A 13,034-nucleotide genomic window follows, 5' to 3' on the forward strand; every position below is an offset into this window, starting at 1 on the left:
CGCTGCTCACACGCTGCCTGCAGCCCCCTGATCCGGATATCCGGTCAGGATGATCACCCTCGCATTATCCGTCAGGGGATCCCGCTTCCGATAATCGAAGACCACGGGAAGCGGCAAACCTGCACCTGATTTCAGCTCCGGACTCTCCGGGGAAACGAGACCCGCAGCGATCAGCGTCTCCGGAAGGAATAGATCCCCGTGAACCATCCGGCGGTCCTGCCTAATGTTCATTACATCCCGGTAGTATCTGCGGAAGAACTCCCGGTAAGGGCTGACATCTCGCGCCCACTCCGGTCGGCTTCGGCTGTTCTCCCTCAGATACAGATCCAGGACCAGGAGCTCCCGGTATAATTTTTCCGAACCGGGATCAAACGCGGCGGCAAAACCGAGAAGTGCCTCAAATCGCTCCGGCCGGGACAGACGGATCTCTGTGAGATGATGCTCCGAATAATAAGCTGCCAGACTTTCGTATACACGGAACGGACTTCTCCCTCGTTCCACAAGCACCCGCATCGTGCACGCGAACTGCCAGCTGTTATAGTATGCCTCGACCATCTCTTCAATCCCCTTCAGCCGGAGAATATCATCGTAGCTCAGCCACCTTGTCCGGATCACCTCGTAAGGCGCCCGCTCATGGCAGACAATCCCGAATTTCTCTGCATTCCTGTGAAGAGCTGATCCCTTCAGCAGCTTGAGAAAGCCCATCTGAAGCTGCTGCGGCTCCATTCGATAGACAGCATCAAAGGATGCGGCAAAGCTCTCATAATCTTCCTCCGGAAGTCCCGCGATCAGATCGAGATGCTGATGAATATTTCCCGCCGCCTGAATTTTGGATACGATCTTCCGGAGATGGTTCACATTCTGCGGCCGGCAGATTGCCCGGAGGGTCGCAGAATTCGTAGACTGTACTCCGATCTCCAGCTGTACAAGTCCCGGTCTCATGCCGGACAGCAGACGGATTTCTTCTTTCGTCAGAAGCTCCGCCTCGATTTCAAAATGGAAATTCGTGACCCCGTTGTCATGATCCCGGATATAACGCCAGATGGAAGACGCATGATTGTGATCACAGTTAAACGTGCGGTCCACAAACTTGACCTGAGGCACACCTTCATCGAGAAAGAACTGAAGCTCCCTCTTTACAAGTTCAAGGTCACGGAAACGAACGCTCTTTCCAATCGATGACAGACAATAGCTGCACCGGAAAGGGCAGCCGCGGCTGCTCTCATAATAAATGATCCGGTGCTCAAACTGATGGAGGATCTCCTCGCCTGCGGAATCGCGCTCTGCGTAAAAAAAAGGGATCTCGTCGAGATCCGGTACTTCCGCGGGAGGATTAACCAGAATTTCATCCGCTGCACCAGAGCTCCCGCGGCGGTATACGATTCCCCTGATTTCCGAAAGCTGCGGCGCCGAGCCGCTTCCCTCAGCTGCTTCATAGGCATTCACCAGACGAGTGAAGGTAATCTCCCCTTCTCCGGCCATAACGCCCCGGAGGACCGGATAATTCCGAAGGACCTCTGCCGCGTCATAGCTGACCTCAGGGCCGCCGAGCCAGAGCTCCGTGCCCGGAAGAATCCGGCGAAGATCGCCGAGCAGAGATGCCACATACTCCATATTCCACACATAGCAGGAAAAAGCGATCACGTCCGGCCGTCTCCGGTATAGGTCCGCGAGGGCCCTGTCCGGCTGCTGATTGATCGTATATTCCGCCAGTTCTATGATCGTGTCCCCGTGTCTGCCGCCACACGCTTCCGGAACATTCTCGTGTCTGCTGCCGCTCTGTCTTCCCCGATATTCCCGGTGACTTTCCGCATATGCTTTCAGATCACGGATCGCGAGACTTGAATGTATAAATTTTGCATTGACCGCCGCAAGTACTATTTTCACCTATTCTCCTCTCTGCGCTCTGCTTCCTGCGGGACAGTTCCGGAACAGCCGTCCGTCCATGATCCCGACACTTCTTTTTGAAGTTTCTCAACGCCCTGGGCATAAAACAAAGCTTCCGTCCAGTCTCCTGACACTTCTTATACATGAAACAGTTTTCCGTTCCGGACAAACGCAAGGTCTCCGACATTCAGATTCTTCCCGTACAGCTCCTCATCCCCTGCGGTGATGCTCATTTCCATGCCGGAAGCATCCTCAAGCAGAACGGATACCGGGACATCCGTATTCTCCGGCAGTTCCTCACATCCATAGTCCGCCTCCGAAATCCGGAGGATCCGGAAGATCCTCTCCCCGCCGGCCAGATATTCATATGTCTTCTCCATGATACTCCGCATGTTCTGCAGATCTGTCATCACATCACCGGTCTCCAGGGAATGATTCGCGCCTTCGGTGATGTACAGGGGAACCATCTTCTCCCCGCACCCCTGCCGCACAACTTCCGTCTCGACCCATGGATCACCCGTTCCGTGAAAAGCAATCCCGGAGGCTTTCTCCATAAAATGAAAAGTTCCGGCGACCGGAGTGTAATAGACATGGCGTACGCTCAGGCCGTGGTCCCGCGCATAGGAAGCCGCTACTGCTGTTCCGAGGCTTTTCGACAGGAATACCAGTTCATCTGCTCTGTCCCATTCTGTCTCTTTGAGAATATCTTCCGCCTGATCTCTCGCGATTTTATAAACGCCCTCCATTTTCTCCTCATTGCCGATCAGATCTTTCTTTCCGGAAAGATCATGGAAGGAGAGCTTCACGATCTGCATTCCCAGATTCTTCGCAATTTTCGAAGAATAATAGAGCAGCGGTTTGTCACAATGATATCCGATACCCGGAAAAATAACTGCAAGCTTCATTTTCCCCTCCTGAAAAAGCTGCCACGCCAAGGTTGCCGGCGTGACAGCTTCTTATTACGTTCAGTCAAAACGAGATAAAACACGCTGCGCGAGTTTTATCTCGCTATCGCGACGCTCGCCGCACACGAATACTTCGCATTCGGCTGCGGCTCACTGTTCGCGTAAATCAAAAGAGCTTCTCGTTCTTATCATACTGATATTTCTTCTCCTGCTCTTCCTCCTCTTCCTCAGGGCTTTTCCCTTTGTGCATCAGCAGGTTGACAAGAATCCCGACGATCAGAGCGGTGGCGATGCTTGTAATCTGCACATATTTCAGATCAAGGATGAGTCCTCCGATTCCCAGCACCAGAATTGCGCTGACAACATAAAGATTACGGTTGTCATTCAGGTCCACGGTCTGAATCATACGGAGACCGCTGACCGCGATGAATCCGTAAAGCGCAATGCAGATGCCGCCGATGACGCAGACCGGAATCGTATTGACAAAGGCCACAAACGGCGAGAAGAAAGAAAGTACAATCGCCATGCAGGAGGTAAGAATGATGGTGGACACAGAAGCATCTCCCGAGATCGCGACACATCCGATGGCCTCTCCGTAACTCGTGTTCGGGCACCCTCCGAAGAATGATCCGATAATTGTTCCGAGTCCGTCTCCCATAAGAGTCCGGTGAAGGCCGGGATCACGGATCAGGTCTCTCCGAATAACCGATCCGAGATTTTCATGGTCCGCGATATGTTCGGCAAATACAACAAGCGCTACCGGTCCGAACAGCAAAAGGACCTGAAGCACGCCGGCGACTCCCTTCATTGCATCCGCACCATTATGGAAAATTCCGAGGAATGTGAAATTCGGCACACTGAAAAAGCTGTTTACGGAAAGTGTGCGGAAATTATCGATCAGCGCTGAGTAGTCCACAATCTTCAGATATTCGATTCCTGCCGCATAACCAATCAGAGTAAAGACAGATGCCAGAACATATCCAACCAGGATTCCGATAATGAACGGGATCATCCGAACCGATCTCCCGCCCCGGACAGATACCACAATCGTCGTGAAGAAAGCGCAGAGACCGCAGAAGATCGCGATCAGATTGTATTCTCCTGCCGCATTGCTCTGCAGATTATTCACCGCTGAGCCGCACAGAGACAATCCAATCAGCGCGACGGTCGGCCCGATGATCACGGGCGGCATCAGACGGTCAACCCATCCGGTTCCAACCTTCCAGATGATCAGCGCGATCACCACATATACCAGACCCGCAAAGACAGCGCCAAGGAAAATTCCGAGATAACCGAAGGTGCAGGCGCCAATCAGCGGATTGATAAAGGCGAACGAGCTTCCGAGAAAAATCGGGCTCTTTTTCTGTGTACACAGTACATAGATCAGCGTTCCGACTCCCGCCCCGAACAGCGCCGCCGGCTGACTCATCACAACCTCCGTGGCCCCCTTTGTTCCCAGATTGACAAGGGTCGGAACCAGAAGCGTCGCCGCAATGATCGCCAGCAGCTGCTGAAACGCGTAAATCACATTCTTTCGGAACGGTGGCCTTTCCTCAACATCATAAACCAGTCTCATGTGTTTCCCTCCTCATTTTCTTCACTCTGAATAACTGTTTTGGGCGATGTTTAAACATGTCTGCTATTTTTTGTTTCTCTTCTTTCGCGAAAACTCTTTCCGGTCTTTCCGGTTCTTCTCCACCTGCTCCTTCATAAAAGAAAGACACTCTTCCGCCGTGCCCCGTTCAAAGGAATCTTTTTTCAGTCCGAGGGACATATCGTGGCTGAGCTGGAGCACAATCATATGTTTTGTAACAATTACGCCCTCAACTCCCGCGAGCGGTATGGAATTTCTGGTATTGCTGACGACGGTTCGGATCTCATGATCAATCTCGACACGCATAAACGGATCGCTCATATGATAGGTCCGCACGATGTTTTCTTTCTCACGCCCGACCGCCTGCCGTTCTCTGACGATAAACATCAGAAAGCCGAAGATACCGGTCAGACCGGGAACCAGCCAGACCGCATTACCGGTCAATGCCGCACACACCGCAAAAACCAGAAACATTGCCAGAAGCGCGGCGAGAGGAATCCGATATTTTCTGAGCCACCATGCGCCCATCGACTCCTCCACTTCCTTTGGACCGTATTGGTATTTATTCACAAAATGCTTCAACGGGTAACCTCACCTTTACTAATTTGTAAATTCCAACTGTACATTCACCGATGATTCATGTACTCACTAATCAGATATGATACCATTTTGCATGCCATATGTACAGAAAAACGCCACACGAAAATTTAACGTTGGCACACAAAAAAGCCGGAAATCCTTGAAAATAAAGGATTTCCGGCTGTCTGGAGCATATGAGATTCGAACTCACGACCTCCACAATGCGAATGTGGCGCGCTCCCAACTGCGCTAATGCCCCTCTTTGTGAAACCATTGTCTATAATAAACCTTCAAGCAATGATTTTCAAGTAATTTTTTTAATTTCTCAGCAGCTATGCGTATGGCTTCAGCCGTGAATTCTCCTCCGGCTGTCATCTTTACCATTCGCCGCACAGAGCATTCGGCAGTCGATATCATCTGCAGCATAGTGCTGTCGCATCCGTGGGCTCAGTGTATACTGCTCTGAATATTCTTCATCTGCAGTATAACTCTGTCGTATCCGTGGGCTCACTGTATGTTGCTCTGAATATTCTTCATCTGCCGCTCGATGTGCCGCCGCATATACTGCTCCGCAGACTCCTTGTCCTTATCCTTCAGGCTCTTCCAGAGCTCATCGTGCTCCCGGATCAGCGTGTTCCGATTACTCTCATCCTTCAGATATTCGACGCGATAGCGGTACATCTGCTCACGTAGATTGCTGATCAGCTGGATCAGTCTGCGATTGCCGGTCGCCTCATAAATGATGGCATGAAAGTCCTCATCTGCCCGCGCAAGCTCTGTAACCCCGGCCTTTCCAATCATATTCTCGAAGTTCCGGCTTGCCTGATAAAGCCGGTCCAGTCCCTCAGGCGTAATCCGCTCCAGAGCGAGATCAATTGCCATCTCCTCGAGACCCAGCCTCACCTCCAGAACATCCCTCAGATCCTGTTCCGTGATCCTTGCCACCTGCGCGCCTCTTCTCGGTATATTGTATACCAGCCCCTCGAGCTCCAGCATACGGATGGCCTCCCGGATCGGAGTCCGGCTGACGCCCAGCCGGTTGGCGAGCTGAATTTCCATGAGCCGCTCTCCCGGTTTCAGATCGCCACGAAGAATTCCCTTTCGAAGCGTCTGAAAAACGACATCCCGAAGAGGCATCCCCTCGTATTCACTCATCGTCTGTACCAGTTTATCTGTCTTCACGCATAAACCTCCTGCATGGTAACTGTTCCCGGACATGGCCTTGTCAGGAAAACATCCTTCGCCATCCCGCTCTTCTCAAGTTCTTCGCACGCCATCCGGGCATCCTGCTCCCGCCGGAAGATTCCGAAAACGGTCGGTCCGCTTCCGCTCATTCTTGCCCCCTCGGCCCGATTTCTTTCCATAATCTGTATCAGCGCTGCGACAGCCGGATGGTGCGGTATCGTCACCAACTCCAGAACATTTCCCATCGTGCGGACGATCCCGTCCAGGTCTCCCTCGCGGATCGCGCGGATCTGTCCGTCCACATCCGGATGAGGGTAACTCTCCAGCAAATCCAGGTCATGATATACCTGTCCCGTCGGAACGCTGTCCTCCGGCTTGGCAAGCACGATCCAACAGTCCGGAATGGGCGGCAGTTTCGTCAATACCTCCCCTATTCCCTCCGAAAGCGCCGTTCCTCCTATAATACAATAAGGCACATCTGCACCGAGCCTCACAGCTCTTTTGCAAAGCTCCTCTTCTGTCAGCCCGAATCCGAACAGCTCATTCACTCCTTTCAGAACACAGGCTGCATCAGCGCTCCCGCCGGCGAGGCCTGCCGCAGACGGAATTCTTTTTTTCAGAAGAATGCTGACACCATCTCTGACCCCGAATTCCTGCATCAGAAGCTCTGCCGCCTTCCAGGCCAGATTCCTGCTGTCCGCCGGCACTCCTGGCGCATCACACGCAAGCGAAATCCCTGCAGAATCCTTTTTCTGCAAAACCAGTGTATCGCAGACGTCGACCGTCTGCATCACCATCCGGACCAGATGATAGCCGTCCGGACGCCTTCCGACAACATCCAGACTCAGATTAATCTTTGCTCTTGCTTTTAATTCCATGGCCGCTCCATCCCTGTGTGACAGATTCCAAACGAGATAAAACACGCTGCGCGAGTTTTATCTCGCTATCGCGACGCTCGCCGCACACGAATGCTTCGCATTCGGCTGCGGCTCACTGTTCGCGTAAATAAAAATGTGTTAATTGTCTGATTACTGCTTGCAGTAGCCTCTGCGCAATTTTATAATCAATAGCGTACGATGATCTGTTTCATCAGCTTCATAGCAGGAAGCATTTCATGTTCTGTTTCATCGGTTTTTTCAAATAGCCGGGAGTATTTCATATTCTGTTTCATCGGCCTCACAGCCGGAAACATTTCATGCTCAATTCCAATCAGCAGAAAACGGAGGAAATTTATATGCTGCGTTCACTGATATCTATATCGTTTGCTGTTCTCTACCTGATTCTGACGCTCCCTGTTCTCGGAATCATTGTCCTCATTCACCGGAAGAATCCCGAAAAAGCCGGACGGATTTCTCAGGTCATGATCCGGTGGGCGTTTCGCGTACTCTGCGTGCTCGCCGGCATCCGCATCACCGCTATCGGACAGGAAAATATTCCGGATGACCGCGGCGCCGTCTTCATCGGCAACCACCGCAGTATCTATGATGTCATCATGACTTATCCGTTTATGAAAACCATGGGCGGATACATCGCCAAGGATTCAATTGAGAAAGTACCGATTTTCAACATCTGGATGCGCTACATCTACTGCTTCTTCCTGAACCGGAATGATCTGAAACAGGGAATGCAGGTAATTCTCGATGCAATCGCACAGGTCAAATCCGGCAAATTCGTCTTTATTTTCCCGGAAGGTACCCGGAACAAGGCGGAGTCAGACACGCCTCTCCTGGAATTTCACGAAGGAAGCTTCCGTGTAGCGACAAAGAGCGGCGCTCCGATCATTCCGGTGTCCATCTCGAACTCCATCAACATCTTCGAGCGGCATTTTCCCTGGCTAAAGGCCACACATGTCATCATCGAATTCGGAAAGCCGATCGATCCCGCGACTCTATCCCGTGAAGAGAAGAAGCATGTCGGTGAATACACCCGGAAGATCATGACTCAGACCCTCGAGCGCAATGCCAGCCTCCTGTAGGCCGGCCGCCTGATGGCGGTCTGCCGGAATATCACTTTCCTCTGAGCTGACCGTCGAACAGGATTTCCTGTCCACGATAAAGATGTCATATTCAAAAGATAACTTATTCACGCTAAAAAGTCCATGGAATTCTTTCTTCAAAGAACCCCATGGATTTTTCATGTCCGGTTTCCGCCACCGGCCTTATGGCTGAATATCTTCAAACACAACCGTCGATCCATCTGTCTTCACCAGCTCATAATCCTCCAGCGAGCGGACGGTGCGGTCCATTCTCGGTACGCGATAAACGAGTCGGCACAGCCAGATGCTCGGATTATTGCGTGAATCAATATTGGTAGAGATGTAATCCGGCGCCGTCAGGAAATTCATCAGAAGACAGCTTGTAAGGATGTCGAACAGAAGATTCATAAAGGAGGAGCCGCTTCTGTGATTAAAATCCGAAATCTGTCCGCGGATGTACTCCCCGCGCTGCTTCCGGTACCACCTCAGCACTCTCACATCGATCGATTCAATTGCAAATACGCCCTCGTAGGCATCTACAACCTCACACACCTGATCCGATATGGCATTGTAATTGTCTTCCTCCGTATGGATATTCAGCAGTACCGGAACCTGACCATCGATCTCGTGGAGGGCCTCCTCCAATGTCGGAATCTTCTCCTCCGAGTCTCCAAGTTTCAGTTCTTTCAGTTCGTCCAGGACACTGTTCTCCACAGAGCCTTCTATTCCCGTCATCCGCTCCAGTCTGGAGTCTGCAAAAACAACAGGCACTCCGTCACGAGTCAGTCTCACGTCGAGGTTCAGACCGTAGCCGTGATCAATGGCGGCGCGGATCGCCGCCATGCTGTTCTCCGGAATCTTGCCATCCTCTCCCCGGTACCCTCTTCTCGCATAATCATATCGGCGGATTTCACTGATATCCGGTTTGTTCCAGATTCTCGGTTTCACCGCAAACGTCCACGCAGCAACTGTGCCGATGCAGACACCTGCCACCTTCTTAAATGTCTTACCCATAGCAACACCCTCCAGGCTTTCTGTATGTATTCTGTGCCGGTATCTCTCCGGTTTCGGAATTTTTCATTTACCTGCTCAGTAAACGCCCATACGATAAATCGTGCTACAAACTGTACAAGTCCCCGCGTCACTTCGCAGCTTCCGTGCATGCTTCGCATGCCCAAAGGCCACCTGTTGGACAACGGTTTTATACAGTATAACACAGGCATCTCCAAAATCAAAGAAATACCAGCCATTTTTCAGCCCGTCCCGAGCCGCCGTGACTTATTCCTATTACACGTACAGGGTTCAGGCCCCACAGAAGCTTGTCCGTGTCAGAGCACTTATTTGTCCAGAAGGTCCGTCATACTCGACAGTGCGATCGCAACTGTCGACATATTGTGGAGGGCAGCTGTCGTACCGGGCATCATGACTCCCGTCACTCCCAGAATGATCAGCAGGGTGTTGAATACCATAATCTTCCTGTAGTTCTGGTTGATCCGTCTGACCAGGGCGTCAGAGATTCTCCGCAGCGTTACAAGCTCATTTCCTGTTTGTCAACCCAGACATTAGTTGTACACAGATATGCAAGTAATGCAGATTGTCCTGATCTCTGCAGCAGGATCAGCTGTGAACAGAATTGCATTTGGTAAACCGTCATGCAATAAACAGCACACTTAAGACAACACCACATACTGTACTTCGAAGAGATGACAAATACTTCTCATTTGCGGTCGCATTGACTGAGTGCCTTGTAGGATGCTTCGCTCAGACAACGCGCCATGGCTCTCGCCTCCTGCTGTGCCTCCTCCGGTTCTATTCCCGCGTCTGTCAGCATCTTACACAAAAATGTAATCCGGTCACAATACGCGCAGGCAATGGAGCGTCCCGAATCAGACAGAGATATTTTCTTTCGGGACGAGATATGAATCAGCCCTTCTCCCTCCAGCTGCTGGAGCATATTGTGAACACTGGCTCTGGAGAATTTCAATACGTTCGCAATATATATGGAACGCACCTCCTCCCGGTCCTCCTCAAGCTTCAGGATTGTGTATAAGTAGTCCTGCATCGCATCTGTAATCATCCCTTCTCCTCCATCGAAAGCAACAACCGGCAGTGCGGTTTGCTGATCAGCAAAACATATGGTGTCATATTGGTCTTATAATGGTGTCGAATCAATGGTAAATTTCCTGTACAAAGTATAAAATATTCGAATATGTATTTGTCGGATCATATATATATTAGATGCTATTAACCTCTGTAAAGTTTATACTTCTCCATATCTGTTGTCAATAAAAGATTATGTTTTTTTAAATTATCTATTGACAAAACAATTCGTATGCGTTAAGATAATCATCGCTGGTTGAAAAACAGCCGTGTGTGATTAGCTCAGCTGGATAGAGCGTTTGGCTACGGACCAAAAGGCCGGGGGTTCGAATCCTCTATCACACGCTACAAGATGAAAGGCTTCCGATTTCCTGAAGAGATCGGAAGCTTTTTTGTATCATGGAACACCTGTGAACCCTTTTGCGTGTTCCTTTCCTTTTCACCGCACACAAAAAAGAGCCCTGTTGCCCGATCGCCGGCAGGCTCTTTTCCTTTATCTCTCATATATTTTTATATATCTCGCACGTCATGTATCTCATGATGCATCTCACATATCATGTATCATACATCATAGTATGTGACACTTCTGGTCTCCCCGAAGGCCAGTCCGACCTCCGTGCCCTTCAGATGCTCTCCTACGATAATCATCACTTCTTTCCGGAAGGATGTCGGCTTGACCTCCGTGTGCTCCGCAGTCGCGTTAATCTCATACCAGCTATCCTCAGAACTGTCATCCGCACAGCTGTCATCCGAACAACCGCTATCCGCACGACTGCCATCCGCGCAACTGCCATCCGAACAACCGCTATCCGCACGACTGCTGTCATCACAATAATCATCCCTGCAATGGTCATCTTCACAACGGTCATTTTTCTCTAAGCCGGAGGACCCGGCCGGTTTCTTCATGCCCGGCGCGTGGAAAAATCCCTTGACGCGGATGACTCTTCCGTATTTTTTCTCATTGGTAAACAGGCCGGCAATAAGTGAGCGAACTTCCGGAACGGGTCTGGAAATGTGATAATAGAAAAGGGTCTGATAGCTGCCGTCTTCTGCGGTCGGAAGCTTAACCATATCCCCTCTCCGGTGCCCGGCTTCCAGAATCCTCTTCCAGTCTTCATCGCTAAGCCGGTTCCAGTCAGCGGCAAGAATATCTTCCTGCCGAAAACTCCTGTTTAGTTTGTATTTCTCCGATCCCTCATTCAGCAGGCTGAGAATACTGCCGCAGATTTCCTCCGATGTCTTAACAGACGGAAATCCGGGAATCTCCTGCGCTCTGGATACAACCAGAAGGCCGGCATTTGCCGCTTCCGAAGTGAACAGATACTTCCATGTGTCATCCGGCCGCTCCGGCATATGCGCGTCCACCATGCACAGAATATTCCCCAGCGAATACCATCTGTCGATCGGGTTGTCATTGAGAATGTTAAAAAAATCATCCGTATCAAAAATTCCGGACGGCTCCACAATGACTCTGTCATAGCCGAGCATGCCCATGGAAATCAGCTTCGTCCGGAACCGTCTGCGATAGCAGTCCCAATCCCCGGCAGTGACCATTTCCACGTCGCATGCATCTCCCAGAGCCTCCGTCAGAAGCGCTCTGTCCACGCTGATAGCCCCATAATCATTCGCCAGAATACAGACCCGCTTTCCCTCGCGCAGAAACCTCTGCACATATCGGATAATAAACGTCGTCTTCCCGGAACCAAGAAGGCCGGTGATCAGATCGATCTTAACCTGCATCTACACACTTTCCTCCAGAGCCAGCGCAAGGCGGTAGAAAACCGGATCCTCCAACGCTTTTTCCCAGTTCGGGTAAGGAGAAATGGTTCCGAAAACCTTATCCCGCAGTACCCGGGTGTCATCCGACTGGTACTCATTTGCGATGATCATACACTGACATTTCGGCAGAAGCTCGCTGTTTTTCAGCAGTTTCTGCATCTTCCGGTTTGCCAGAACATTCGCCTCGGTCAGCAGAATCAATGCCTTTATCTTATTCAGTCTCTCCGTGATCTCCCGGGTGAGACGGGTCCCCATATCCAGAATAATAAAATCAAAATCCTGCTTCTCTACAAGCGTGTGAATCAGAACATCGAATTCCTTCAGACCGATATTCATCATTCCGAGCGATTTTTCAAATGGGAGCAGATAGGATACGACATCCGTCTTGATGTTCTGAAGAATCGTCCAGTAAGTATCTTCGTCCGGGTGAATCAGCTTTTCTGCCAGCTCCGGGGAAGCGTAATTCTCCCCTGGAAGGTATACGGACAAGCTCTGTGTATCGTCGCATCCGACCAGAAGCACCTTCTGATCCAGCATTTTAAGTTTTCTTGCAAGAGCTACACAAACGAGACTTTTCCCACATCCCCCGATCGGAGAATAAACAGCAACCACTCTTGTCTGCTTCGGAGCCGGCGTCTCATCCGCCGGACTTGAGGCGGATTCCACTCCCGCCTCTGACCACAGGGCCATATCGATCTTTTCGAAAATCTCTTCCTTAGGCATGAACGCAACCAGAACCGTCACATTGTCCGGGTACGTTTTTGTCATTTCGACCTCCGGAACAAGCAGATAGATCTTGCCGATCGAATGTCCTTCGAACTGACTCCCATCTCCATAGGAAGCCTCATCGATCAGCATCAGATCCGGATCCTGCTCCGTCGAGAAGTAGGCGTTAACAAATCCGGGGTCCGTGATCATCTGAACCTCGGCATTTACGGAATACCGTCTGATGATATCCTCCTCATACTGTTTGAGAAAGCCGGAATCGGTATCTATTATGATCAGCTGCGGTTTTTTACCTTCCATAATC

Annotated in this window: 12 protein-coding genes and 2 tRNA genes; 2 read left to right on the forward strand and 12 right to left on the reverse strand. The window is 50.8% G+C overall.

Annotation, left to right across the window (positions count from 1 at the left end):
• Window positions 1-6: 6 nt before the first annotated feature.
• The 7 genes from ACTNDI_RS00250 to ispE all read right to left on the reverse strand — a co-directional run bounded on the left by ACTNDI_RS00250 (window position 7) and on the right by ispE (window position 7,028).
• Entirely contained in the window at window positions 7-1,887 is a 1,881-nt protein-coding gene (locus tag ACTNDI_RS00250) for a B12-binding domain-containing radical SAM protein (RefSeq protein ID WP_441098758.1), read from the reverse strand.
• Between the two features lie 137 nt (window positions 1,888-2,024).
• On the reverse strand, window positions 2,025-2,792 hold the full coding sequence (locus tag ACTNDI_RS00255; protein ID WP_441098759.1) for an alpha/beta hydrolase: 768 nt from the start codon (window positions 2,790-2,792) through the stop codon (window positions 2,025-2,027).
• Window positions 2,793-2,958: 166 nt separating this feature from the next.
• Window positions 2,959-4,368, reverse strand: a complete 1,410-nt coding sequence (locus ACTNDI_RS00260; RefSeq protein WP_441098760.1) for a uracil-xanthine permease family protein — start codon at window positions 4,366-4,368, stop codon at window positions 2,959-2,961.
• Window positions 4,369-4,431: 63 nt separating this feature from the next.
• The gene (locus ACTNDI_RS00265) at window positions 4,432-4,968 is read right to left on the reverse strand and encodes a hypothetical protein (RefSeq protein WP_441098761.1); all 537 of its coding nucleotides are present in this window, start codon (window positions 4,966-4,968) and stop codon (window positions 4,432-4,434) included.
• A gap of 183 nt (window positions 4,969-5,151) precedes the next feature.
• A tRNA-Ala gene (locus tag ACTNDI_RS00270) sits at window positions 5,152-5,224 on the reverse strand.
• Window positions 5,225-5,472: 248 nt separating this feature from the next.
• Window positions 5,473-6,120, reverse strand: coding sequence for a GntR family transcriptional regulator (locus ACTNDI_RS00275; RefSeq protein WP_441098924.1), 648 nt, complete (start codon window positions 6,118-6,120; stop codon window positions 5,473-5,475).
• Window positions 6,121-6,143: 23 nt separating this feature from the next.
• Entirely contained in the window at window positions 6,144-7,028 is an 885-nt protein-coding gene (ispE, locus tag ACTNDI_RS00280; protein ID WP_441098762.1) for a 4-(cytidine 5'-diphospho)-2-C-methyl-D-erythritol kinase, read from the reverse strand.
• Window positions 7,029-7,384: 356 nt separating this feature from the next.
• On the opposite strand from ispE, the gene ACTNDI_RS00285 reads away from it, so the two are divergent.
• Complete coding sequence (locus ACTNDI_RS00285) at window positions 7,385-8,125, forward strand: lysophospholipid acyltransferase family protein (protein WP_441098763.1); 741 nt, start codon at window positions 7,385-7,387, stop codon at window positions 8,123-8,125.
• Window positions 8,126-8,308: 183 nt separating this feature from the next.
• On the opposite strand, the gene ACTNDI_RS00290 is transcribed toward ACTNDI_RS00285, so the two are convergent.
• The 3 genes from ACTNDI_RS00290 to ACTNDI_RS00300 form a co-directional block, all read right to left on the reverse strand.
• A complete protein-coding gene (locus tag ACTNDI_RS00290; RefSeq protein WP_441098764.1) occupies window positions 8,309-9,139 on the reverse strand; it encodes a glycerophosphodiester phosphodiesterase family protein in 831 nt (276 codons plus the stop codon).
• Between the two features lie 323 nt (window positions 9,140-9,462).
• Complete coding sequence (locus ACTNDI_RS00295; RefSeq protein WP_441098765.1) at window positions 9,463-9,594, reverse strand: hypothetical protein; 132 nt, start codon at window positions 9,592-9,594, stop codon at window positions 9,463-9,465.
• Between the two features lie 248 nt (window positions 9,595-9,842).
• Window positions 9,843-10,202 (reverse strand): metal-dependent transcriptional regulator, encoded by a 360-nt coding sequence (locus ACTNDI_RS00300; protein WP_441098766.1) that lies wholly within the window; start codon window positions 10,200-10,202, stop codon window positions 9,843-9,845.
• Between the two features lie 294 nt (window positions 10,203-10,496).
• Between ACTNDI_RS00300 and ACTNDI_RS00305 the strand changes: the two genes are divergently transcribed.
• Window positions 10,497-10,570, forward strand: a tRNA-Arg gene (locus tag ACTNDI_RS00305).
• 216 nt (window positions 10,571-10,786) lie between these two features.
• Here ACTNDI_RS00305 and ACTNDI_RS00310 read toward each other — a convergent pair.
• Together ACTNDI_RS00310 and ACTNDI_RS00315 are read right to left on the reverse strand one after the other, a co-directional pair.
• Window positions 10,787-11,965, reverse strand: a complete 1,179-nt coding sequence (locus tag ACTNDI_RS00310; protein WP_441098767.1) for a GTP-binding protein — start codon at window positions 11,963-11,965, stop codon at window positions 10,787-10,789.
• Complete coding sequence (locus ACTNDI_RS00315; protein ID WP_441098768.1) at window positions 11,966-13,030, reverse strand: AAA family ATPase; 1,065 nt, start codon at window positions 13,028-13,030, stop codon at window positions 11,966-11,968. It lies immediately after the preceding gene.
• Between the last annotated feature and the right edge of the window lie 4 nt (window positions 13,031-13,034).

It is taken from the genome of Bilifractor sp. HCP3S3_D3 (assembly GCF_052063915.1).
GTDB lineage: Bacteria > Bacillota > Clostridia > Lachnospirales > Lachnospiraceae > Bilifractor.

Bases quoted from the DNA above. Each gene is read 5' to 3' on its own strand.
- ACTNDI_RS00255 (WP_441098759.1), bottom strand. From the start codon at position 2,792: ATGAAGCTTGCAGTTATTTTTCCGGGTATCGGATATCATTGTGACAAA.
- ACTNDI_RS00260 (WP_441098760.1), bottom strand. From the start codon at position 4,368: ATGAGACTGGTTTATGATGTTGAGGAAAGGCCACCGTTCCGAAAGAAT.
- ACTNDI_RS00275 (WP_441098924.1), bottom strand. From the start codon at position 6,120: ATGAGTGAATACGAGGGGATGCCTCTTCGGGATGTCGTTTTTCAGACG.
- ispE (WP_441098762.1), bottom strand. From the start codon at position 7,028: ATGGAATTAAAAGCAAGAGCAAAGATTAATCTGAGTCTGGATGTTGTC.
- ACTNDI_RS00285 (WP_441098763.1), top strand. From the start codon at position 7,385: ATGCTGCGTTCACTGATATCTATATCGTTTGCTGTTCTCTACCTGATT.
- ACTNDI_RS00290 (WP_441098764.1), bottom strand. From the start codon at position 9,139: ATGGGTAAGACATTTAAGAAGGTGGCAGGTGTCTGCATCGGCACAGTT.
- ACTNDI_RS00295 (WP_441098765.1), bottom strand. From the start codon at position 9,594: ATGGTATTCAACACCCTGCTGATCATTCTGGGAGTGACGGGAGTCATG.
- ACTNDI_RS00300 (WP_441098766.1), bottom strand. From the start codon at position 10,202: ATGATTACAGATGCGATGCAGGACTACTTATACACAATCCTGAAGCTT.
- ACTNDI_RS00310 (WP_441098767.1), bottom strand. From the start codon at position 11,965: ATGCAGGTTAAGATCGATCTGATCACCGGCCTTCTTGGTTCCGGGAAG.
- ACTNDI_RS00315 (WP_441098768.1), bottom strand. From the start codon at position 13,030: ATGGAAGGTAAAAAACCGCAGCTGATCATAATAGATACCGATTCCGGC.